Origin of the sequence: Mesorhizobium sp. M5C.F.Ca.ET.164.01.1.1 (genome assembly GCF_004792125.1) — a bacterium.
In the GTDB taxonomy this organism is placed as follows: Bacteria; Pseudomonadota; Alphaproteobacteria; order Rhizobiales; family Rhizobiaceae; genus Mesorhizobium; species Mesorhizobium wenxiniae.
On sequence record NZ_SRTG01000011.1, the window covers coordinates 17,627 to 39,598 of the forward strand.

General features: G+C 57.5%; 20 protein-coding genes. 17 read left to right on the forward strand and 3 right to left on the reverse strand.

From position 1 onward, the window contains the following. Positions 1 to 528: 528 nt before the first annotated feature. Positions 529 to 2,340 (reverse strand): HrpF/NolX family T3SS translocon protein, encoded by a 1,812-nt coding sequence (locus EN807_RS30115; RefSeq protein WP_246684450.1) that lies wholly within the window; start codon positions 2,338 to 2,340, stop codon positions 529 to 531. A gap of 427 nt (positions 2,341 to 2,767) precedes the next feature. Continuing rightward, entirely contained in the window at positions 2,768 to 3,466 is a 699-nt protein-coding gene (locus EN807_RS30120) for a secretin N-terminal domain-containing protein (protein WP_091595837.1), read from the reverse strand. Between the two features lie 186 nt (positions 3,467 to 3,652). On the opposite strand from EN807_RS30120, the gene EN807_RS30125 reads away from it, so the two are divergent. The 12 genes from EN807_RS30125 (at position 3,653) to EN807_RS30180 (ending at position 13,213) form a co-directional block, all read left to right on the forward strand. Next, positions 3,653 to 4,162 (forward strand): nodulation protein NolB, encoded by a 510-nt coding sequence (locus tag EN807_RS30125; protein ID WP_135937769.1) that lies wholly within the window; start codon positions 3,653 to 3,655, stop codon positions 4,160 to 4,162. Between the two features lie 9 nt (positions 4,163 to 4,171). Next, a complete protein-coding gene (gene sctJ, locus EN807_RS30130) occupies positions 4,172 to 5,035 on the forward strand; it encodes a type III secretion inner membrane ring lipoprotein SctJ (protein WP_135937770.1) in 864 nt (287 codons plus the stop codon). After that, a complete protein-coding gene (locus EN807_RS30135; protein WP_281405227.1) occupies positions 4,980 to 5,675 on the forward strand; it encodes a nodulation protein NolU in 696 nt (231 codons plus the stop codon). The genes sctJ and EN807_RS30135 overlap by 56 nt, the downstream gene beginning before the upstream one ends. Next, positions 5,672 to 6,295: a type III secretion system stator protein SctL gene (gene sctL / locus EN807_RS30140; protein ID WP_135932615.1), complete on the forward strand. Its 624-nt coding sequence runs from the start codon at positions 5,672 to 5,674 to the stop codon at positions 6,293 to 6,295. The genes EN807_RS30135 and sctL overlap by 4 nt, the downstream gene beginning before the upstream one ends. Beyond that, positions 6,292 to 7,650 (forward strand): type III secretion system ATPase SctN, encoded by a 1,359-nt coding sequence (sctN, locus tag EN807_RS30145; protein WP_024505372.1) that lies wholly within the window; start codon positions 6,292 to 6,294, stop codon positions 7,648 to 7,650. The genes sctL and sctN overlap by 4 nt, the downstream gene beginning before the upstream one ends. Beyond that, a complete protein-coding gene (locus tag EN807_RS30150) occupies positions 7,626 to 8,138 on the forward strand; it encodes a hypothetical protein (protein ID WP_091595843.1) in 513 nt (170 codons plus the stop codon). The genes sctN and EN807_RS30150 overlap by 25 nt, the downstream gene beginning before the upstream one ends. Before the next feature lie 89 nt (positions 8,139 to 8,227). Beyond that, on the forward strand, positions 8,228 to 9,256 hold the full coding sequence (gene sctQ, locus EN807_RS30155) for a type III secretion system cytoplasmic ring protein SctQ (protein WP_127212435.1): 1,029 nt from the start codon (positions 8,228 to 8,230) through the stop codon (positions 9,254 to 9,256). Then, a complete protein-coding gene (sctR, locus tag EN807_RS30160; RefSeq protein ID WP_095486053.1) occupies positions 9,249 to 9,914 on the forward strand; it encodes a type III secretion system export apparatus subunit SctR in 666 nt (221 codons plus the stop codon). Before sctQ ends, sctR begins: the two co-directional genes overlap by 8 nt. A gap of 29 nt (positions 9,915 to 9,943) precedes the next feature. Then, complete coding sequence (locus EN807_RS30165) at positions 9,944 to 10,192, forward strand: EscS/YscS/HrcS family type III secretion system export apparatus protein (protein WP_081714428.1); 249 nt, start codon at positions 9,944 to 9,946, stop codon at positions 10,190 to 10,192. Between the two features lie 8 nt (positions 10,193 to 10,200). Then, positions 10,201 to 11,019 carry a type III secretion system export apparatus subunit SctT gene (gene sctT / locus EN807_RS30170; RefSeq protein ID WP_024505376.1) on the forward strand — a complete coding sequence of 273 codons (819 nt, stop codon included), beginning with the start codon at positions 10,201 to 10,203 and terminating at the stop codon, positions 11,017 to 11,019. Beyond that, the gene (locus EN807_RS30175) at positions 11,016 to 12,053 is read left to right on the forward strand and encodes an EscU/YscU/HrcU family type III secretion system export apparatus switch protein (protein ID WP_029354843.1); all 1,038 of its coding nucleotides are present in this window, start codon (positions 11,016 to 11,018) and stop codon (positions 12,051 to 12,053) included. The genes sctT and EN807_RS30175 overlap by 4 nt, the downstream gene beginning before the upstream one ends. A gap of 356 nt (positions 12,054 to 12,409) precedes the next feature. Beyond that, positions 12,410 to 13,213: a hypothetical protein gene (locus EN807_RS30180; protein WP_024505378.1), complete on the forward strand. Its 804-nt coding sequence runs from the start codon at positions 12,410 to 12,412 to the stop codon at positions 13,211 to 13,213. 546 nt (positions 13,214 to 13,759) lie between these two features. Here the strand turns inward: EN807_RS30180 and EN807_RS30185 are convergent. Continuing rightward, positions 13,760 to 15,856 carry a hypothetical protein gene (locus EN807_RS30185; protein ID WP_246684447.1) on the reverse strand — a complete coding sequence of 699 codons (2,097 nt, stop codon included), beginning with the start codon at positions 15,854 to 15,856 and terminating at the stop codon, positions 13,760 to 13,762. A gap of 1,370 nt (positions 15,857 to 17,226) precedes the next feature. Between EN807_RS30185 and EN807_RS30190 the strand changes: the two genes are divergently transcribed. From EN807_RS30190 to EN807_RS30210, 5 genes are all read left to right on the forward strand, one after another. Further along, positions 17,227 to 17,556, forward strand: coding sequence for a hypothetical protein (locus EN807_RS30190; protein WP_029354838.1), 330 nt, complete (start codon positions 17,227 to 17,229; stop codon positions 17,554 to 17,556). A gap of 72 nt (positions 17,557 to 17,628) precedes the next feature. Next, positions 17,629 to 17,871, forward strand: a complete 243-nt coding sequence (locus EN807_RS36910) for a nodulation protein NopA (protein WP_236370642.1) — start codon at positions 17,629 to 17,631, stop codon at positions 17,869 to 17,871. 116 nt (positions 17,872 to 17,987) lie between these two features. After that, a complete protein-coding gene (locus EN807_RS30200; protein WP_135937771.1) occupies positions 17,988 to 18,878 on the forward strand; it encodes a hypothetical protein in 891 nt (296 codons plus the stop codon). Positions 18,879 to 19,110: 232 nt separating this feature from the next. Next, positions 19,111 to 21,174, forward strand: a complete 2,064-nt coding sequence (sctV, locus tag EN807_RS30205; RefSeq protein ID WP_135937772.1) for a type III secretion system export apparatus subunit SctV — start codon at positions 19,111 to 19,113, stop codon at positions 21,172 to 21,174. A 53-nt stretch (positions 21,175 to 21,227) separates the two neighbouring features. Continuing rightward, positions 21,228 to 21,761, forward strand: coding sequence for a tetratricopeptide repeat protein (locus tag EN807_RS30210; RefSeq protein WP_246684448.1), 534 nt, complete (start codon positions 21,228 to 21,230; stop codon positions 21,759 to 21,761). Positions 21,762 to 21,972 lie beyond the last annotated feature (211 nt).

Below are 21,972 nucleotides of genomic sequence, written 5' to 3' on the forward strand. Positions count from 1 at the left end.
GCGTCCACCTTGCTCTCGAAGCCCATCGGCATAGCGCGCGATAATGACTTGACCGCGTGCGTGCCGACAAGCGATCGGTGAGCGCAAGGATCGAGGGTGCAGTGCAGGATAATGCTGTTTTAAATCAGCGCTGTTTTCAGCCGACTGCCTTGAGCGTGGGCACAAGGATATAGGCCCAAGGCAGGAGATCATCGTCTGGCTGTTCGGGAGGCCGCCGTGGGCGCGCGACAGCCGTCCCTTCGGCTGCGCAGCTCCGCCACCATCCGCGCCGTGCCTTCCGGAGACCATTCCCGCTGCCGTCCGGCGCCCGTGAAAACCTCGACCCGGCGCACCGGCTCGAGATAGCTGGGCTCAGCGTAACTCTGAAGTCGTCATATACCGAAGCCTTCACAGACTTCGGACATCCCCCTCACAGCCCGATCCAGATGGCGTCAGGAACACCGCTTGCGTTGATCCGGATGAACCCCTGCGTGTGCCACAATGACCCTTATCTCAGCGCGCAAGCAAAGCTTCCGCGCAAGGCGACGGCTAGGATAAGGCAATGCCGACGAAGGGCACATTGCTTGCCACACTCTGGAATGATGGCATGCTCGGAAGGCCGAGGTTTTGCTCAGGGCCGCCTGCAAGGCGTGCTTGGAGGTTGTTCACATAGCCTTCTGCGTAGTCCTGCGCCGTCGAGACCGAAAGATCAATGCCTGCCGCCAAGGCCTCTTCCATCAGTTGCTTTACGAGCCCATTTCGAATGGCCAGTTTGACCTCGGGGCCTGCGATAAGGCCGATCGCCTGCGCGGCCATATTGAGGCCAGCTTCCTCCAGCGCTCGCTTCATATCGCCTCCGTTAATGGCCGTACGCAGGAGATTGGCTGCTTGCGACTCAGCCTCGAGAACCATCGAGGCAAGATCGGCTACTTGTCCGAGGCCCGGAATGAAGCTGAGCAGTCCCACCGCCGTTGCCGCCAAGTCGAGCACTTTCGTCTCGATTTTGAGCACGGAGTCGACGACGTGCATGACGGCCCCGCCGTTCTTTTTGGCTGACTTAATGTCAGGCTGGTCCATCAGGCCCATCTTCATGTCCGCGACGGCATTCTGCTCTTCTGCGGTTTGGGCGCCGTGGGTGATTGGCTGCTGAACGTTGCGGTTCGCAGACGACATGTTTGTGCAAAAATGGGCAAAGTCTTTTTTGCTGATATTGCCGGAATCAACCGTATGCCCGCCGCCAAAGTCGAAGAATTTATGATGGGTCTTATAGCCCGTGATCGAATTGTTCAGGAGGCCAAACAAAAGAGGATCTGAAAGGAGCTGAGAGGCTGCTTCCCGCACTTTCGGATCAAGGCTCTTGTCGTCTTTCATTTTCGCCAGTTTGTCGCGAGTCAGAACACCGCTTCCAAAGAACGTGTCCTGATGGTCCTTGATCATCTCGACCGTATTCAGCTCAGTTTGCGTGAGGCTCATCGACGATGAGGCGACTTGCAGGAAATCCTCTTTGTGCATCTTCCCTTTCGAGCCACCGCACAACTGGTTCCAAGCATCGGGGTGATCGAGGAAATATTGCGCCGCCGCAATGACCTGGGGCGGAAATTTGCCGTTTTTCGATTCGCCGCCGACCATTTTCTTGAACTCATCCAGACTCAGGTCCTTGGACAGATTTTCGGAGTACCGGTAAAACTCCCGCAAGGCATCGCTCAAGGTCATGACCGAAGGCTGCAAACCTCCGCTGCCGTCGGATGGTATGTAGTTCTGCTCGTAGCTTTGCGCTTGGGCTTCCTGAAATGCAGCAACTTGTGGGTGGTGGTTTGAAAATCCGGCCAAGTCCTTGGCGTTGATCTTGCCTCCACAGCGGCCGTCGCCCTGCGAGCCAATCGCATAAAAAAGTCCCGAATCCTGCTGCAGTCCCTTGATCGCCGCTTTCAGATCCGGTGGCGTAGAGGGATCATTGGCTTTCTCGGTCAACGACTTCCAACTAAGCGGGCATTGGTCCTTGTGACGGTTGAGTACCGCAACAATCTGCAACTCAGCCGTGGTCAGCGACCCACCGTTCCACGTGATTCCGGGGCTCGGCCTGGGAGCCGGCTCGATCTTCGGGGTGACGCGGAGCAGATGTTGGGCTTCAGTCGCCTTGGAGCGTTGCGATTGGTCCTCCTTGAGAGCCGCCCTCATATGTGGCGGCAGCAGATCCAGTGGGTGTTGCTCCAAGCCCTTCAATGTCGATTCGACATCCGGTGCCAGATGGCCCAAAGGGTCCTGCCGCAATTTATCCATTGTCGAATCAAGATTCGACGTTGGCAGATCCCCTTGCGCGAAAGAGCCGGGCTTGTTTGCCAGCACACAAGTGGACAGCATCGCTTCGAAGCACGATGCACTTTGCTGATGCTGGGTCGCAAAATGGGAAACTTTCAGGCCCGGCCAACCCCTTGCGGACTGTAGCGAATTTGAGCGGTAGAAAGTTGAAAGATTGCTGGCCGACATTGTGCATCCTCAGACGTGACGTTGAAATCCCCACAAGAGACCCCGACAGAAGATCCCTTGCGTTTCACAAAATTCGACAATTCCAAGCGTCGGCAGGTCACGAATGCGCCTGCCCTGCCTTCAATTGCTGTGTTCCGGGCCGGCTCCAAGGTTCGGTCCAACACAATGGCCGGAGTCACCGCGAGAGCTGCCGGGACTCATCATGAGCGGATTAGCTTTCGAGAAACTGACGAGTTTGCGAAGAGTTCACAAAGGGGTAGCCGCAGTCATGTTCTTCAGAGCTGCGGCAAATCCTCAATGTTCATTTCTTGCCCAGCTCAGGCTTCCCGCCAACGCTATCCTGTTGTGGGATGTCAGAAGAATAAGAAGCATCCGGTCGTCCGTCGCGAACGACCGTAGTGGAGGAGCCGCGAAACAAGATCAGCACTGATTCCTTTGGCGTGGCCGCTATGTGAGTCTGCGCCTGCGCCTCCGCCACCAAGCCGTTAAAGGTCTGCTCCACGAGTGCGACGAAGCGCGGTGGACCGGAAACGAAGACGAGGCCATTGCCTGGCACGGGTTTGACCACATAGCGCTCGTCGGAGATATCAAGCTTGTCGAGAGCCCCCTTGAACGCATCGAAGCGAATCGACGTCATCAAAAGCATTCGAGTTTGCGATTCTTGTGCAGCAGACACATAGAGCACAAGGCCGTCATAGTACCATTGGAGACCGTAAAGGTTCGTCAAGCGGTCGAGGAACGCGCGCGGTGGCAAATCAGGCATACGTCCGCGAATTCGCCCCTTCACCGCAGGACTGATGTTGACCCTGATATTCAGGTTGTTGCCGAATTCCTGCAACGCTGCAGCGAGTTCCTGATCCAGAACCGTGTATCTATAGGGTGTCGCCGGAAGGGACAGCGGGACTGCGTGCGCCGGGTGAATCCCGGTGGACAGAAAAAACCCGGCACAGAGAAGTCTCAAAACATGCAGGGTGACGGGTTGGATAAGCGTTCTCGGCATGTCGCACTGATAAACCAAACGCTGAAATCATCACAAGTGACTAAATTGCCGAAGAGATTTTAGATGTCGAAATGACGCCGCCGTTAGTCAGCTTGTTGTCAGCTTGCCCCCCTAGGAGTGTTGCGCCGACACCGGGTGATGAATGGGCGGGGCTCGCCCGGTCAGAGAGAGCAACCGAGTCCTTACATGATGATGCCTGTCACGTCGATCTCTGCCACTCTAACGGCTGGCCTCCCCAGGGTCGGATCACCGTCGATTGTCGAGCAGGCCCAGTTTGAGCGCGCCTTAGGGCATGCAGCCGACTCGCTGAAAAACGATCCCGCCGCGGGGCCAGCGAGTGCGGCGCCAGTTGCTGCGGCGATGGATGTTCAGCGCGCGGCTGCGCCGACGAGCGGCATGGGCGATCGCGTGTTGCAGACGATTTCCTCCCTATATCCACACAACACTGTTTCCTTCCCCGCGCTCGACCATGACATAGCCCTTTCGAAGGGCGCTCTACCGGGACCGGCGCAGAAGCTTCCCGTCCCAGGTGAGGCGGGAACCGGAATCTCGGGCATTCCTCAACAAGGGCAAGACTTCGAAATGATGATGGCTGGTCTTCGGGATGTTTACAACGGCGTCACCCAGGTGGCGCTTATCTCCAAAGGCGTCAGCGGCGTCACATCATCCGTGAATAAACTTTTGAAGGAAGGTTGAACCGCGCGCATGATTGGCTTGGCCGAGGGCGAAATCATGCGTGGGCTGTCAGGGTGGCGGTCGGTTAGACTTGTCATGCTGCCAGTTCTCGTCGCCCTCACTGCTTGCAAAGCCGACCTCTACACGCAATTGCAAGAGCGTGAGGCAAATGAAATGCTCGCACTTCTTGAAGACAACGGGGTCGCCGCGATCCGGGTGGTCGCCAAGGATGGAACCAGCACGATCCAGGTTGACGAAAAGCTGCTCGCCTTCTCAATCAACCTTCTGAACGCCAAGGGGTTGCCGCGCCAATCCTTCAAGAACCTCGGTGAGATATTCCAAGGATCAGGCCTGATTGCCTCGCCGACCGAAGAGCGTGCCCGTTACGTGTATGCCCTGAGCGAAGAGTTGTCGCGGACGATCAGCGATATCGATGGCGTTTTTTCTGTACGTGTTCACGTCGTGCTGCCGCATAACGACCTTGTGCGAGCCGGTGCCACGCCATCCTCGGCCTCGGTGTTTATCAGGCACGACGCAAAAACAAATGTCGCGGCTCTGCTGCCAAAGATAAAGATGCTTGTAGCCGACAGCATCGAAGGCCTGTCCTACGATAAGGTGGAAGTGGTTTTGGTGCCGGTAGAACGGTCCGCACACGAGCAACGGCCCGATCCGACTGCTGTTTTGCCACAAGCATCACTACCTCTTCCTGCGCCACTTCTGGCGACCGTAACAGGTTTTGCCGCAGCCGTATTCGCCGTGGCCTGTTATCTCTTGATCAGCGTTGTTACGCGTCGGCGCAAGCAATCAACCGGCGTTTCCAAGGTCGAGGGGCGCCGGGATGCTTCTGCTGTCGAGGCCATTCGCAAAAGAATGCCTGCAATTGGACGTGGGTGACATCTCATTGCAAATGCCTATACAGACCGCCCGACCTGATGGTCCGCACCAATTGCGTTTTCCGGGCGCGAGCGAGCTTGCGGCTTCGGCCCATCCGACCCGTCTAGCGGCGCGTCTTGATCCAGCGTTATCGGCAGAAACGTTAGTGAAGTTGCAGAAGTGTTCCAGACTGCATCCAAGGCTGGCAGAATTGCTGGGCAACTATGACGTGGATCTGAACCACATCGGCTGCAGGCCGGACCTTCTACGCGGGCACGATCCATATCGAGCTGCCCTTCTTGCTGGTAGTATCTGGCATGCCCGTTCGCTGGTCGCGTTTGTCTCTCAGCCTGAGCTTGCCATCCTTGTTAAACGCATCGGCGTGGATGCACACGCATTCGGAATCCGACACCTGCTGCATGCTGTTGACAAAAGACTGATCGCGGACCCAGAAAAACTCGCTCAGCAAATCGAATACGATGGACACGCATGTCTTGGGGCTTGGCTCCAGGACAGTTCAGCGACCGAGCGTAACCGCGTGCTTCTTCGATTGCCCGAGGGGACTGCCGCGGAGACTCCAGCACCTGAGCATTGGACCGCCGCCGGCCAATTGCTTTCACTTGTAGTAGCTCATTTTGAGACAGAGACCCCGGTGAAATGACAGTCGAACTTTCCGAGGGGCCAATAGCGCCGCAGATGCGTCCAGTCGGACCACTGATACCCGCGAGCGAGCTCGAAACCTGGCACAGCGCCGCGCAAGCCCTTGCCGCGGCAGAACGGCATCGGCAGCGCGTTCGAAACTGGGCACGCGCCGTTTACCAGCGGGCGTGGGCGCGCGGCCACATGGAGGGCTCGAATGCAGGCACCGAGGAGATGGCAGGGCTGATTGCGGAGACAATCTCCGAAATCGCGCGACGAAAGGCGGCTCTGGAGCAGGAATTGCCGCAGCTCGTGATGGAAATATTGAGCGATCTTATCGGCGCTTTCGATCCGGGCGAGCTATTGGTGAGGGCTGTTCGTCACGCCATAGAGTGTCAATACAGCGGCGCCGAAGTTTGCCTTCATGTTTCTCCCATGCAAGTCGACATGCTTGCACGAGAGTTTGCTCGATGCGACGGCCAGGATGGTCGACCAAGGGTGCGGATCGAGCCCGACCCGACGTTGTCGCCGCAACGCTGCGTGCTGTGGAGCGAGTACGGCAATGTCGACCTAGGACTTGACGCCCAGATGCGCGCGCTGCGCCTTGGTTTCGGGACGCTCTGTGAAAAAGGCGAGCTATGAGAAAGCCCGTCCCAGAACATAACGCTGACGCCGACACTCGAGCTCTCGTTCCAGCAATCTCGTCGTTGAGGGCTGCGGCCAAGCGAATTGACACGCGTGCGGTGCGGGGTCGGATCACGCGGGCTATCGGCACACTGGTTCATGCCGTCTTGCCAGACACTCGTATTGGGGAACTTTGCCTCCTAGAGGACCCGCGAACCGGGCTGTCGCTCGAGGCCGAGGTGATCGGCCTGTCGGGTGATGGTGTATTGCTGACACCGATCGGGGACTTGGTGGGCCTATCCAGCCGCGCAGAGGTCGTGGCCACTGGCCGAATGCGTGAGGTGCCCGTCGGCGGCGATTTGCTCGGTCGCGTGATCGACAGTCGTTGCCGCCCATTGGACGGCAAAGGCGAAATCAAGACCGTCGAAACTCGGCCACTGCATGGCAGAGCCCCCAATCCGATGACGAGGCGCATGATTGAGCGGCCATTCCCGCTTGGGGTCCGTGTCCTCGATGGTCTGCTGACGTGCGGCGAGGGCCAGCGGATCGGGATTTATGGCGAGCCAGGTGGTGGCAAGTCGACGCTGTTGTCACAGATCGTAAAGGGTGCCGCCGCTGACGTCGTCATAGTGGCGCTCATAGGCGAACGTGGACGGGAAGTTCGTGAATTCATCGAAAGGAATCTTGGTGAAGAGGGCCTTCTCCGTACGGTCGTCGTGGTTGAAACCTCCGACCGCTCGGCGGTGGAGCGTGCGCAATGCGCTCCAATGGCGACTGCGCTCGCGGAATATTTTCGCGATCAGGGCCTACGCGTTGCTCTCATGCTGGATTCGCTGACGCGCTTCTGCCGCGCTATGCGCGAAATAGGCCTTGCTGCGGGTGAGCCGCCGACGCGACGGGGCTTTCCTCCTTCCGTTTTTGGCATGCTGCCAGGCCTGCTCGAGCGCGCCGGCATGGGTGAGCGGGGCTCAATCACGGCCTTCTATACGGTGCTTGTAGAGGGTGATGGCACAGGTGATCCAATCGCCGAGGAATCGCGTGGTATTCTCGATGGCCATGTCATCCTCTCACGCGCTATTGCGGCGCGATCGCATTTCCCCGCTATTGATGTGCTGCAGAGTCGCAGCCGCGTCATGGATGCAGTCGTTTCGGGGACACATCGCAAGGCAGCATCCATTTTCCGCGAGCTCCTATCGCGCTATGCCGAGACCGAGTTCTTGATCAATGTTGGCGAATACAAGCCAGGTGGAGATCCCCTGACTGACCGGGCCGTCGCGTCAATCGACGAACTGAGGGAGTTTCTGCGCCAGAGCGAAGATGACGCGTCAGATTTCGAGGAGACGGTCGCATGGATGTCGCGTCTGACCGCGTGAACTGGGTTCAGTCTTCGAGGTTACGGCTTCTGAAGGAAATGCAAGAGCGTCGTGCCCTTGGCGAGCTGTCCAAGAAGGAAGCCCAGCGCGATGTGGCCGCCTCAGCCGTACAAAATGCCGCTAGGGAGCTTGCAATGATACAGCAACATTGTTCAAGAACAGAAGCAGCGCTCTATCAGCATCTGATGTCACTCGACAACTTGTCTAGCGCAGCGCTCGACCGTCACCGCCTTCACACTGAACAGCTTGCCGCTGAGATCACTTCCAGACGGCAGATGCTTGATGATGCCCAAATCGCTCAAGAGGAGGCTGAGATGGCGGCGTCCAGGACGAGGGAGCTATGGGTCATATGTTCGGCGGCAAGGGACAAATGGCAACAAATCGAGGACGACGTGCGGCGCGCCGTCGAGACTCATTCGGAGGCCGCAGCCGAGATCGAGGCCGACGACGAGATACTGCTGAAATATGCGAGGGGGTCGCTTGCCTAAATGCCGCGCAACCGGATCCGACAGTCGCAAGAGGTCGTCCGAATGACACGACCGTGCAGTCTTTGATAGCCGCTGCGGTCACACCCGCCATGTTCGAACCAGTTCTGAAACTGTCCCGCACGGTTGTCTCGTGGCTCAATGATACAGCAGCGCCCCGCACGCCGTTTCAAAGCCGGATCAACGAGGTGCCGCTATCGGTGCGAACGGCAGGGCTTGTCTGGCAGCAGGAACCTGCTGCCATTCCGATGCTTGACTGCGTCTGGAGAGTGGGAGCCGAAACGGTCATCTTGTCGCTGTCGCGCCCGCTCGTAGAGGAGTTCATCACGACAGTGCAGAACGGCTTGGCCTTCCCTTCCGAGCCAACTGCTTCGCTTATTCTCGAACTCGCTCTTGAGCCGCTTGTCACTCGACTGGAGGAGACGACGCGTCTGAACGTGCAACTCGTGCGCGTATGCGAAGCCACGATGCTGGCTCCTCATCTTGAACTCGACATCATTTTCGGCGCGGTCAAGGGCAAGGGCCGTCTATTCCTGTTCACGCCTCTTGACGGCTTAGTACCGCCTGCGTTTCGCGCGCTAGGCGAACTGCTTGCCCAGTTGCCGCGGCAGCTGGGCGGGCTGCCTCCAGAGCTCTCGCTCATTGTTGCAGGAGAGGTCGGCACGCTTCGCCTTCCTGCGGCGCTTCTTCGAAGCGCATGTGTCGGTGATGCATTGTTGCCCGATATTGCGCCGTTCGGCCGCGGCCAGATCACCCTAGCTGTCGGCCAGTTGTGCGCCGGGGCGGATCTTGACGGCGATGAATTAATCTTGCGGGGGCCTTTCCGCCCGCGACCGTGTCCTTTGGAGAATGCGCATATGACACAACCCGGATCGCAACTGGAGCTTACTAAGGATCTCGACGATGTCGAGATCGTGCTTGTCTTTGAATGCGGCCGCTGGCCTATTTCTCTTGGGGAATTAAGAAGTGCCGGCGAAGGGCATATTTTTGAACTTGGATGGCCGATCGACGGCCCGATCGACATAGTGGCCAATGGTCAGCGTATCGGGCGTGGCGACATTGTCCGCATCGGAGAAGAGCTGGGCATCAGGCTCCGTGGCGGGTTTGCATGCAATGAGTGAAGCTCAGCCGACAATCCTGGCGCTTCTTGCGGTTACCGCCGGACTCGGTCTGCTGGTTTTAGCAGTTGCCACGACAACGGCCTTTGTAAAGGTATCAATTGTTCTTTTCCTCGTCCGCAATGCGCTCGGGACCCAGACCATACCACCCAATGTGGTGCTGTACGCCGCGGCGATGATCCTCACTATGTTCGTTAGTGCGCCCGTTGCTGAGCAGACCTATGACCGCATGTCGGATCCCAAGCTCCACTATCAGACATTCGACGACTGGGTAAGCGCCGCTAAAGCCGGAAGTGAGCCCTTGCGCGAGCATCTCAAGAAATTCACAAATGAAGAGCAGCGGCGATTTTTCCTATCTTCGACAGAAAAGGTCTGGCCAGAGGAAATGCACGCTGCAGCCACGCCTGATGACTTTGCAATACTTGTGCCATCTTTCTTGCTATCAGAATTGAAGCGCGGATTTGAGATGGGATTTCTACTTTATCTGCCTTTTATTGTTATAGATCTGATAGTGACAACTATCTTGATGGCAATGGGTATGTCGATGGTCTCACCAACTGTTATATCTGTCCCGTTCAAGATCTTTTTGTTTGTTGCCATTGATGGTTGGTCAAAATTGATGCATGGGCTTGTGCTGAGTTATACGTTACCGGGAGGCTGATCATCACTGAATCCAGCATCATTACTCTTATGAGCCAATCACTGGTGGTTTTCATGATCTGGATTCTACCGCCGCTCATTGCATCAGTGGTTGTCGGCCTCGTCATCGGCATCCTCCAGGCGGCGACGCAGATCCAGGATGAAAGCTTGCCGCTCACCGTGAAGCTTCTGGTCGTTGTCGCGGTGATTGGGCTGTTTGCTCCTGTGCTAAGCGCCCCGCTCATAGAGCTAGCCGATCAGATCTTCACCGAGTTTCCCGCAATGACACTTAGCTACTAGTCCGCCCCATGGACGCGCCATCGGCCGATATTCAAATTCTGATCCAGACGGCTCTCGAACTCGTCGTTGCGGCAGGTCTTGGGGCAGCCCGCGCGATGGGCATCATGCTGATCTTTCCCGTATTCACACGCTCGCAGATCAGTGGGCTGATCCGGGGCTGTTTGGCTGTTGGCTTCGCACTACCATGCCTGGCACACGTCAGCGGCGGATTGCCGGCGCTGGATCCTGATACGCGCCTGATCCAGCTAACCCTGCTCGGATTCAAGGAAGTTTTTGTCGGTGTACTCCTTGGCACTTTTCTTGGCATTCCGCTTTGGGGCCTTCAGGCTGCCGGGGAGCTTATCGACAACCAACGCGGCATCAGCAGCCCGACCGCTTCGGCCGATCCCGCGACGAACAGTCAGGCTTCCGCGATGGGCGTTTTTCTGGGGATCACTGCGATTGCCATATTCGTCGGATCAGGAGGCCTGGAAACTTTGATCAGTGTCCTGTACCGCAGCTACTTGATTTGGCCGGTGTATCAGTTTCACCCGACACTGAGCGGGCCAGGAGCAATGGAGTTGTTGGGGCTTCTCGACAGCATAATGCGCACGGCATTATTGGTATCGGGGCCTGTCGTGTTCTTCCTGATACTGATTGATATATCGATGATGCTGCTGCGTCGCTTTGCCCCGCAATTTAAGGCGAGCCAACTGTCTCCGGCAATCAAGAACATTGTCTTTCCAGTTCTCATGGTCACCTACGCTGCCTATCTGGTGGAGAGCATGAAACTGGAGGTCACACGTGCCAACGGCGTGCTGGAGTGGTTCGACAAATTGCTGCCATGAGCGACACAAGTGAAGAGAAGACACACGCCGCCAGCCCGAAGAAGTTAAGTGAAGCGCGCAAAAAAGGACAGCTGCCACGTAGCTCCGATTTCGTCCGCGCGGTCGGGACTTGCGCTGGGCTCGGCTACCTTTGGCTAAGAGGCAGCGTGATCGAGGACAAATGCCGGGAAGCGCTCCTATTAGCCACCAAGTTGCAGAGCCTACCTTTCGATACCGCGGTGCCGCAGGCATTGGTTGTGCTCGTCCAACTCACCGTCGCGGCTGTTGGCCCGCTGCTTGGAACCCTCGTCGCCGCGGTGATTTTGGCCAGCCTGCTAGCCAATGGTGGATTTGTCTTCTCTCTGGAGCCGATGAAGCTCAGCTTTAAGAAAATTGACCCCTTTGAAGGGCTGAAGCGCTTGGGGTCTGCTCGTTCCATGGTCGAAGTCTGCAAGACCATGTTCAAGGTATTGGTTCTCAGCGCAACCTTTTCCATTGTCCTTCTCGGGATGTGGAAGACAATGGTCCCTCTGCCGATCTGCGGCATGGGCTGTGTTGGCCTCATCTTTATGGAGACAAAATTGCTGATGGGAATTGGCGCCGGCGCACTGCTGGTCGGCGGACTGATCGATCTCCTGCTCCAGCGCGCGTTGTATCTGCGCGAAATGCGCATGACCAATACCGAAGTGACGCGCGAGTCGAAGGATCAGCAAGGAGCGCCAGAGTTGAAAGGTGAACAGCGTCGCATCCGCGAGGAGGCGGCCGACGAGCCTGCGCTTGGCGTGCATCGCGCCACGCTGGTCTTAACAGGAAGGGCGGTCCTGATCGGTCTGCGTTACGTTCGCGGTGAAACCGGGGTGCCGTTCTTAGTTTGCCGTGCCGAAGGTGAGCGCGTTTCACATGTGCTGAGTGAGGCGCGGGCACTACGCCTGACGATCGTCCATGACCATGTCTTAGCGCGTCAGCTGATAAGCACTACAAAACTCGGCCACGCGGTTCCTATGCAATATTTCCAGCCTGTCGCGAAAGCATTCTTTGCCGCAGGCTTGGCCTAGTCATTGGAAGTCCACGACTGCCCAGTTCAAAACTGACCTGGCTCCATGCTAGTGGCAAATGTCGGCTGGCCATCCGTGCCCCAGTGTCTCTGTCAGGCCAACCGCGCAACCGCGGGCCTGGGGCAATCACTCCCCTCGGATCTGCCACCCAGCAACTACGGCAAGTCCTCCGGGCATGACCTTGCAGCCTCTGCTGGCCGGTGCGTGGCGCAGTCCGAGGTTTTGAGGCCGGCAGTGCGGATTTGATTGGTGCAGCCGTTGGAATGCCCTCGTCAGCTAGTCGTCAACTAAGCGCCCTATGTTGAACAGCCGTGCTAACTTGAGCTCGGTTGCGAAACATAGGAGTACGAATCGTCATGTATGGTCGAATTGGTGGCTCATCCGATAGTTACCGCGCGCATAATGCCGGCGAGCAATCGGATGCAGGAAGCGAAGGGTTCGCGGACACATTTGCCCGAATGCACTTATCCGGATCGGAAGGTAGCGGCGCCTCATCATCGGCGGCTCCCCAAGCATACTCCCTCAATTCCCGACCTCCTGTGGTGGAGATCAATAGGACTTCCTTCAGGAGACAGGTGAGGCAATTTCATGGTGATGAAATCACGCACATCGCCGACAATCCTCAAGAGTATTCGGAGTTCGTATCGTCACGAGCCAGGCGCACCGCGGACGTTGCTCAGCAATATGGCATCCGTCGAGATACGGAGCACGCGCGATATTTCAGTTACCAATTGGGAGACCGGAGTGCCGGACTGCTGAGAATGGAAGGCGGATTCAGCATGAACGAGTTCGAATCGGAAAGTTGGCGGGAACAATTTCCTGGTCGAACTGAGGTCACTTCCATAGTGGATCTTCAAGTCGCCCATCCGCTCGTCGAAAATGCGGGCGATATTCTGCTGGAGCATCAACTTCGGATAGACGGCGACCGACCGTTGCTGAATTGGCGTGCGGCTAATCCGGAAGCACAAGCGCGCGCGCAGACGATGGGGTTTGTTGAAGTGGATCATGGCGACCTGGTGCTTGACCCTACGCAGCATCCCGACAAATGGACGAAGAACAGTGCCGGTGAGTGGCAGCGTGCAGGCAAACCTCCACTCTATCTCCACAAAACCGAGGACAGCGACAGCAGCGATAGCGGGTCCGACGACGATTTCATGTGATTTGTCGACCCGCCGCCGAGCCTTGCAACTGGTGACGGTTGCAAGGCTGTTGGCAGTGAATGCTGATTGTCCGGCGATCAGCCCCGCCTTAGCGCCAGCGCCGCCGAGCAATCCAGCCCATCTCCCAGACAATTAACTGCGGATGCGCATCGTGGGTGCAGCGGGCGAGCGGATTGTATTCGGGCCGGAACTCCGCCTCTTGGATACGAGCTCTCCCGAATCCAATTTTCTCCACCACACCGTTGGGTCGTTGCGATGCGCCGATCCCGATCGGATCGGCTATGCCTGCTCCGCGCTCGCAGGAAGACCTTCCGCCTCGATCTTGGCGGCGCGATCTCGGCGATAAGTTGGATGGGAGGCAAGATACGCCGCCACGTCAACAGCAGGTAACGCGACATCGCAAATCGGCCCTGACGGTAGCCGATCGACTCCAATCGCCGGACCGCAACTCGCGCAGCGGCATTCGCGGTTTGGCCAGGAGAAATGCTCGCTGACTCACAGCGTGGCCGGCCGCATTCTGCCCTAGACCCCAAAGTACGTGCCCTGTCATGCAGCCTGCGCCGACGGGAGCTCGGCACGCGAATGGCGTGGTTGGCGGCCAAGCCCCGAGGTCAACAAGGACTTACAGAAAGCGGGGGTGAGTTTGCCGCGATGAATTATGACCTTCTCGCGACCGGACCTAGCATCGGCTTCCTCTCGCTCTCGATTGTAGCCGCGCTGTTCGTTGGATTTAACGTGGCAAGCGGTGAATTCGGAATCAGCCAGCCCTTCCAAGTTTCTGGCCATGACGGGGCGACTCGTGTGGATGTGCACCCACATCGGGCTCGGCATCGCACCATTGACCAGCATCTTGGGCTGCAGCTTCATCTCAAACAGCTTTCCTGGCTCGCCACGCAGCGCGACCGGTGCCTCCGGCGGCATCAATTCGTCGGCATTGCACAAATGTTCCAGGTATTTTTGCGCCGGAAATGCGTAGGTCTTCATGCAATCAGTCGTAATGCCGGCTTTTCCTTCATTCAATGCGTTGGCCTGTCCCAGCACCATGTTCAGCAACCCTTTGAGCTGGTCTGTGCGTTCGTGCACTTTGGGTAGCTGGGTGGAGGTGAGTAGCAGGCGTACATTACGCCCCTGCAACCCGGCGAGACAGGTTTGCATCTCAACGGCCTGGGCTCGCAGGTACTGGGCCACATCGTCCACGACCTTACCGGCCTCCTCAGGCTTCATCTGGCGCACTTGGGAGACGACGCTTTGCTGACCGGCCAGATCGAACTGCAAAAGTTCGTCCAATCGTTTGAGCCGCTCCGTCAATACCTCCATTGACAACGCGGCGCTCCCGATTGTCGAGCCTGCCCCCGACGAACTCGCACCCACCTCTTGCGCTCTCACCTGTGTACTCGCAACTTGATCCGAGCGCGCGAGAACCTTGGCTGCTGGCACTGTGCCGGCGTTCGCAGCGACTGGTGTTGATGGCTGCCCGGCGGCAGAAGTCCCGGCGCGAGCTGCCGACTTATGCTTTGACTTCCCTTTCCTTCGCGCTGTAGTGCCTTCTGACACTGCAGCCGTACCAGCAGTGTCAGCCGGTATCGCAGCGCCTGCCCTGGCCGGCATCGCAGCGCCCGCCTGGGCCTGTGGCGCCATGATGGCTGACGGCGGAGACTGCAGGTTCAACAATTGCATGGCATCGTGCGCAGTGATCCATGCATCGTCCACGATCCGTGCGAACAGTTTCAATGGGAGGCCGGCATCTGGGTAGGTATGGCTTAGCTTGGTATGCACCTCATGCAACGCCAATCCAAAATCCGAAAGCCGCTCCATGATTCTTTCTACAACCGCGCAATCATGAGCGTTGAGTGCTTTGCCATCATCCATTATGCCCTTCGCCAAAGAGAGGGCGCGAAGAGCTTCTTGAACGGCGCTTGCCATCAGCTGCACCACTCCATTTCGACCGACGAGGAGTTCCTTCAAATCTGGCTCGAACCTGCTCGCCCGCAGTTCAATCTTGGCCCGCGCAAGACCGATCCGCTCACGGACCAGCCAGATCCTGACACTCAGTACCGAGCCGGCACGCAGCCGCAGTGCGCACCGCTCGGCTTCCCGCATCACGGGCGTTCCACTGGATAGGCTAGCGGTGGCAGCGCAGGCGGATCGCTGCCGTTCGGAGCGCCATGCCTTTTTTTCCCACCACTTAATTGCCGCCGTATGGTGGTTCTCCACATTTAAAATCAACAGCTCCTGCCGGTCCGCCTGGGCGTGGGAGTAGAGTGTCTCGACCATATGTTTCGCTTTCTTTGTCTTTTCGTCCAATTTCGTGATCGTCGACAGGCCAAGTTTGTCTACTTCATTCGCGGCGTCGCACACGATCTGGCAACATCTACGCACCTTGTCGTCTGGCATAATTGTCTGCGCCTCAGCCGCAGGCAGGCTAGCGCGGTACTCCAGAATTGCTGAGGCTGCATCGACGACCCGACTGATCAGCTCCACCCCCTCCTCGGGGACATCGGTTTTCCTGGCCGCAGCCTCGCAATCAGTCAGTTGTTGAACAAGACTGTTCATTCTGAGCTGTGTCGGACTGATATCTTCATTTGACGATGAGCTGGTGCCTTCCACCTGCGCGGTTGATAGTTGGCTACCGACCGGCGCCATTGCTTCACCCTCAGACATGGAGGGAGAACCGCGCCGCCTTGCGGCTGCGCCACGTGGCGCTACGGTTCCGCGTGGTGGCGCAGCGGCTCCACGTGGCGGTGCGTTCAGGATTTGATCTTCGCCAATCGAGGCGCCTGGCAGACTTTCGCGGGCATCGCCTGGACCGCGCGCAACGGGAACGGAGGAGGGCCTCCTATCGGCGTCCCCAGAGCGCATCTGCTCCACGACGGAATCGAATGACTGTCCACCTTCTCCCGCGGCAAGACTTGATTGCGAAAGGGAACTGCTCGCCCGCCCCGCGCGGCTGGCTCCAGTTTCAGCCTGCGATTTCCGTGGTCGGCCAATGCCCTTCATATTGCGTCTCCGTAATAGGCGAGAATGTGCTGCTATTGTGCTGGCGGCTGACGAGACCAGCGGCATCTTTCGTTAACGTCACGGTCAGCCAGACCCGCGACGGCGTAATGTTCCCCCCAAAGCGCTTCTCAGTAGCAGGCCAAGATTGGCCCGAGCTCACAGGACTTTCGCAACGTTGCAATTGATGTCATGAGATTATCAGCGATTTCAGTCCGTCGATTTACAGGAACAGTGAACGAAATCAAACTAACTCGGCTAGATCCCCTTTCTAGACACGTGTCGGAGGATTGATTAGTGCGTCACTCCTCTCGTTTGCCACCGACAAAGTCACACGTTTGCTTCAGAGAAGCGTATGCGTTGCGTGTCGCGCGGGAAACCATTTCGATCTATAGTTATAAAAACGTGTCGCGATGGGACCTTTGGATCCGAAGGTCAGGCACGGCCGGCCTAGATAGACCGCTTGGCTGACGATTAGCTGACGATGGGACTTCTCACGAACAGGGCAAGAAAATCCGACCGCTTCAAGCTTTCGATATGGTGAGAAGAGGATCCGCACCGGCCTCCCAAAGCCGGCAGACCATCCCATGTTCGTACGGTCGCCGACCTTCTCGAAGCCAATGAGCTCACCGCGCCGGGCCGTGATGTGCAGGCGAGAGAATGGTGATGCACAAGACCGAGTTCCTGCTCGTTGCGTGCGCCCGTGGAGCCAGCAAGAATACGGTCATTGCGGTCATGCAGCACGTGGACCGTGTCTCCTGTTCGACACCACAGCATCGAGGGTGCAAACGAGCTGCTGCGGCTGCCATTCGGTCGCGGCACGCGTGGACGTCGGGATTGGCCGAACAGCCGAGATCTTCGTCGACTGTTCGATGCGAGAGCAACATCCTGCAGAGCATACATTTTTGCGCTGGCCGGTTTTTGTCGAAAGCCGTCAGGTTCTCGAAAGCTCCCGCTCTTAGCTTGATCGAGATTGATCTTTAACACGTCGCCGCCAATGGCAAATGCCGGAGTACCTGATGATCGCAGCAATTGGGAGTGGAGTTAGCAACTTCGGGACTTCCTTGATCCGAAAGGGCCATGGAGATTCGAAATCCGAGCATCCTAGTGATGGTAAGCCGGCTGGTGGGAATGACGGCAAGCCGGCTGGCGGGAATGATGGCAAGCCGGCTGGCGGGAACGACCGGGCGGATAACCGGACCGTTTCAAATGATCAACTTCAAGACAACTCACAGTCTGCAGCACAAAGTGAAGCCTTCCAAAGTATCCTGCGATCGTTCGCGTGCCAATTCGCGAGCGATGCGATGGCTGAGGCCGATGAAGCTTTGGATGACACAGAAGATGCCTGACGCGGGAAAATCCGGCGTGAGGTCATACAGGCCGTTATCGACGGCACAACTCCAACAGAAAAAGGAATGATCATGGCTGCAGTTGATAATAATAAAAAATCAGGCAATACCAACACCAATAGCACTGGCAACACCGATAAAACTACCGGTAGCACTCCCGGCAATACAAGCGGAGCTGATGCTACTGCTTTTCAGGCGCAGGTGCAAGAACTAACCAATGTTAGCTTGGAGGCGACGAAAAGGAGTGTCCAGTTGCGCACTCTAACGACCAATCTCCAGACCATCAAGAAGGCCGCCGACGAACGCGTTTCGTAATGTCGGAAGCGGCTTTTAGACTGCCCCTAGCGCGTTTCCTTACTGACGCGACGTAGTCCCGAAATGAGCCGCATGGCAATTGCCGTGCGGCTTCTATCCTGTTTGAGAGATGCTCTGTGGATGACGCCGTTTCCCTCCGTTTCGAAGTGCTTTCGGGGCTCTATTGCGGACTGACCGGCAAGACGGATCTTCAAACGTGTTTAATCGGCAGCGGCTTCGATGCCGATTTGGTCTTTGTCGAGCAAGGACTGGCACCGCATCATCTTCGTGTAACTCTTCTTGGCAAGTCGATCGAACTCGAGGCGCTTGCACCCGGACTCAGTATCGAGGGCAACCGGAATATCGCCGCAGGCCAGTCCGTTGTTGTGCCCCTTCCTGCCGTCCTGCTCGTAGGCGAGATGTCCATTGCTTGGTCCGTGCAGGATGCAGAGCCGCCTGGTTCGACCGGCATACCACGCCTCCCGATCGGTGTGCTCGCCATGGTCATAATCAGCTCACTCGGGATCGGCGCGCTTTCGGGCATGTTCTCCTATCTTGGCAATGCAAGTGGATCGAGCCCCAATTCACTTCGGGCTGAAGTCGCGTCCAGAACGATCAGTCACCGCGCTGACAATGAACTTACGGAGGCAGCGGCCAAAGAGCTGCAGGAGGAAGTCGATCGAGCGGGTCTTCTCGACGTCAAGATTGGCTCCGCAAAGGGTGTTGTGACCGCCGAGGGCACCGTCACGTCTGAATCGGTCATCAGCTGGCAGAAGCTTCAGCAATCGTTCGATCGTCGCACCAAGGGTACTCTAACACTGGTGAACGGAGTGCTCATGAAAGAGGAGAAGGCGCCATCCGCAATCGCGGTCGAAGCTGTGTGGCATGGGGCCCAACCGTATCTTGTCATCGACAGCGAGAAGTATTTTGTCGGCGCCATTTTGGCTGATGGATGGGTAGTCGATCGTATTGAGGACAGCCGTGTGCTGCTGAGCAGGAATGGCCGCATTGCTGCTCTCCCATATTGAAAGCTCGCAGGCCCCATCAAGCAACACTCTATGGCCAGCCAAACATCCTGTCGCGCTCTGTGCTGACAAGCTGGCTGCGTTGGAAACATTTGCTGCCCAGCCATTTCGCGCCTGTCTGTGGCTCTCATGCAGGGACACGCGCTGGCCAAGGCCGAGGCGCTTTCGGAGTTCGAAAGCTACGTTTCAGGGCGTAACAGCAGAGTAAGTCTCAACCGATTGCAAAGGTGTCTCGATGGCCAACGTCCTGCGTGACTTCATCAAGCGTGCGCCGGCCAGCCCGGATTTAATGGTTGCGTTGATGCTGCTTCTGGCTGTCGCGATGATGGTCATGCCTATCCCGGTCGTGGTGGTTGACGCACTGATAGGATTCAATATGGGGTTGGCCATACTGCTGATGATGGTTGCCCTGTATGTCAGTACTCCACTTGATTTTTCCTCTTTGCCCGGCGTTATTTTGATTTCCACTGTATTCCGTCTCGCGCTCACGGTCGCAACGACGCGACTGATCCTGGCCGAGGGGGAGGCCGGCAGCATTATTCATACCTTTGGCGATTTCGTCATCTCAGGCAATATCGTGGTGGGTTTCGTCATATTTCTGGTCGTCACCATGGTGCAATTCATGGTCCTCGCGAAGGGTGCCGAACGGGTGGCAGAAGTGGCGGCGCGTTTCACGCTGGATGCTCTGCCAGGCAAGCAAATGGCGGTCGACGCAGAGCTACGCAACGGCCACATCGATGCCAACGAATCCCGCCGGCGGCGCGCCGAATTGGAGAAGGAAAGCCAACTATATGGCGCGATGGACGGCGCGATGAAATTTGTGAAGGGCGATTCCATCGCCGGGCTGGTGGTTATCTGCATCAACATGCTGGGTGGAATTTCGATCGGCCTGCTCTCCAAGGGCATGTCCTTCGGCGAGGTGCTGCATCACTATACTCTGCTGACGATAGGCGATGCATTGATATCGCAGATTCCGGCCCTTCTGCTCTCCATTACTGCGGCGACCATCGTCACCCGTGTGACTGGGACGGCGAGGATCAACCTCGGTACCGAAATGGTCAGTCAGCTCACGGCCAGTACTCGAGCCTTGCGGCTGGCGGCCGGCGTCCTGGTTGTGATGGGGTTCGTTCCTGGGTTTCCCCTCCCCGTCTTTCTGATGCTGGCCGCAGTGTTCGCTGCGGTAAGCATTGTCAAGGCTGATGTGCTGGGCGCCGGCACTGCCGATGCGAAAGATGGAACTGCAGCGGAGCCTAAGCAAGCCGCGCCTGCGAAGGAATTCCCGATCGCATTTTTTCTGGCGCCAAATCTTATGCAGGCGATCGATCAAGCCGAATTGCAAAAACATATTGGGCGCGTCTCGCTCCTGGTCACAGCCGATCTGGGCATTATCGTTCCCCGCATCCCTGTCTTGGTTGACGAGCAGCTGCCTGCATCGCAATTCCGGATAGATGTCGAGGGCGTGCCAGTCGAACAGGACGCGATAGATCCAAGCCAGATGACGCTCCGAGCCGATGTAGCGCACGTCGACTCGAGCGGTATCCCCCTTAGACGTGAGCCGAAAACGGACAGACTCCCGGTGGAACATACCCCTGCACAGGCCCTTACGGGCGCCGGCACGGAGCATCGGGCTCCCGGCGAACTCCTCGCCTTGCGCGTCCATGCAGCGTTGACCCGCTACGCACCGCGATTGGTGGGCATCCAAGAGACGCGACATTTCCTGGGCCGAATGGAGCAGGAATATTCTGAGCTTGTGAAAGAGGTGCTGCGCACGACGCCGATTCCTCGGATTGCCGATGTTCTGCGCCGCCTCCTGGAGGAAGGTATACCAATCCGCCACACCCGTCTCGTCTTGGAGGCATTGGCCGAATGGAGCGAGCGTGAGCAAAACGTTGCCCTGCTGACGGAATATGTCCGTTCTGGTTTGAAGCGACAGATCTGCCACCGCTATGCCAACACCGAGGGCATCGTGTCCGCCCTGGTCGTCGAACGCGAGAGCGAGGATGTGTTGCGTGGCGCGGTTCGAGATTCGGATGCAGGCCCCTATCTCGCACTGGAGGATCGGCAAAGCGAAGCGATGCTATCACAGATACGTCAGGTCGTTTCGAACACAGAACCGGGTCAAACCCGCCCTATTCTGTTGACGTCAATGGATGTCCGACGTTTCGTCCGCGGCTTTCTGACGCGAAACGGGATCGATCTCGCCGTGCTGTCTTATCAAGACCTCGCCTCCGACTTTACAATTCGCCCCGCAGGATCCGTCAAACTCCCGCACGGATCGAACAGCGGATTGTTAGAGTAGTTCCACCTTTCCTAACTGAACGCCACGCGCCTCCCTGATAACCGAGAGATAATATGAAATTTGTTAGTAATACAGTTTCTCCATCGCCTATGTTTCTGCGCCGGAACTCACTTCTTTTTGCCGTACTCGCCATTCTGCCTTTGGGCGGTTGCGCCAGCTGGCAAAAGCCCGCTCTTTCCGTGCAGGAGACATCTTCCCCAGAGTTGCTCAGCGCCGATCAAATCGATCCGGCTATGCGCGAACGCATTTTGCGCGAAGTTGGTCAGGATGTTCAAGAGCGGGCTTTGCGGGATGAGGTGAAGCAGCACCCGGACAATGTCGATGCGGCGATACGGCTTACAAAAGCCTTGGTGGCCCAGAAGCGCCCGCACGAAGCAGTTGAGGTGCTCGACAGCGTCTTGGTTGCAGCCCCAGCAAACGTACGTGCATTGAATGCGAAGGGCGTGATCTTGGACATTGAGGGGCGGCACGACGCGGCACAGGCCCTGTATCGGCGAGCTCTCGAAACCGAGCCAGGGAATCAGATGGTGCAGCATAACTTCAATCTGTCGCTTGCCTTAACGGCAAGTCCGAATAGCCAAGGTTAGCACGATCGCAATAGGTGGGCACAGCGCATGTGCAGCCTATTCCCCGGCTCGAAGACGCGCTCGGCTCCCATCATAGATGGCCTCTGAAGAGAGCCATATCTACGCAAAGCTGTTGCTCCAGATCTAGACTAGCCGGCAGAGATCGGCAGGAGAGCCGGATGACATCACTCTCGGCCACCCGCAAGGCCATCCGCCTCGCTTCTTTGCCAGC

What these genes read in the sequence shown, in the direction of transcription:
- EN807_RS30115 (WP_246684450.1), bottom strand. Translation starts at nt 2,340, where the DNA reads ATGCTGTCCACTTGTGTGCTGGCAAACAAGCCCGGCTCTTTCGCGCAA.
- EN807_RS30120 (WP_091595837.1), bottom strand. Translation starts at nt 3,466, where the DNA reads ATGCCGAGAACGCTTATCCAACCCGTCACCCTGCATGTTTTGAGACTT.
- EN807_RS30125 (WP_135937769.1), top strand. Translation starts at nt 3,653, where the DNA reads ATGATGATGCCTGTCACGTCGATCTCTGCCACTCTAACGGCTGGCCTC.
- sctJ (WP_135937770.1), top strand. Translation starts at nt 4,172, where the DNA reads ATGATTGGCTTGGCCGAGGGCGAAATCATGCGTGGGCTGTCAGGGTGG.
- EN807_RS30135 (WP_281405227.1), top strand. Translation starts at nt 4,980, where the DNA reads ATGCTTCTGCTGTCGAGGCCATTCGCAAAAGAATGCCTGCAATTGGAC.
- sctL (WP_135932615.1), top strand. Translation starts at nt 5,672, where the DNA reads ATGACAGTCGAACTTTCCGAGGGGCCAATAGCGCCGCAGATGCGTCCA.
- sctN (WP_024505372.1), top strand. Translation starts at nt 6,292, where the DNA reads ATGAGAAAGCCCGTCCCAGAACATAACGCTGACGCCGACACTCGAGCT.
- EN807_RS30150 (WP_091595843.1), top strand. Translation starts at nt 7,626, where the DNA reads ATGGATGTCGCGTCTGACCGCGTGAACTGGGTTCAGTCTTCGAGGTTA.
- sctQ (WP_127212435.1), top strand. Translation starts at nt 8,228, where the DNA reads ATGTTCGAACCAGTTCTGAAACTGTCCCGCACGGTTGTCTCGTGGCTC.
- sctR (WP_095486053.1), top strand. Translation starts at nt 9,249, where the DNA reads ATGAGTGAAGCTCAGCCGACAATCCTGGCGCTTCTTGCGGTTACCGCC.
- EN807_RS30165 (WP_081714428.1), top strand. Translation starts at nt 9,944, where the DNA reads ATGAGCCAATCACTGGTGGTTTTCATGATCTGGATTCTACCGCCGCTC.
- sctT (WP_024505376.1), top strand. Translation starts at nt 10,201, where the DNA reads ATGGACGCGCCATCGGCCGATATTCAAATTCTGATCCAGACGGCTCTC.
- EN807_RS30175 (WP_029354843.1), top strand. Translation starts at nt 11,016, where the DNA reads ATGAGCGACACAAGTGAAGAGAAGACACACGCCGCCAGCCCGAAGAAG.
- EN807_RS30180 (WP_024505378.1), top strand. Translation starts at nt 12,410, where the DNA reads ATGTATGGTCGAATTGGTGGCTCATCCGATAGTTACCGCGCGCATAAT.
- EN807_RS30185 (WP_246684447.1), bottom strand. Translation starts at nt 15,856, where the DNA reads ATGGCGCCGGTCGGTAGCCAACTATCAACCGCGCAGGTGGAAGGCACC.
- EN807_RS30190 (WP_029354838.1), top strand. Translation starts at nt 17,227, where the DNA reads ATGATCGCAGCAATTGGGAGTGGAGTTAGCAACTTCGGGACTTCCTTG.
- EN807_RS36910 (WP_236370642.1), top strand. Translation starts at nt 17,629, where the DNA reads ATGGCTGCAGTTGATAATAATAAAAAATCAGGCAATACCAACACCAAT.
- sctV (WP_135937772.1), top strand. Translation starts at nt 19,111, where the DNA reads ATGGCCAACGTCCTGCGTGACTTCATCAAGCGTGCGCCGGCCAGCCCG.
- EN807_RS30210 (WP_246684448.1), top strand. Translation starts at nt 21,228, where the DNA reads ATGAAATTTGTTAGTAATACAGTTTCTCCATCGCCTATGTTTCTGCGC.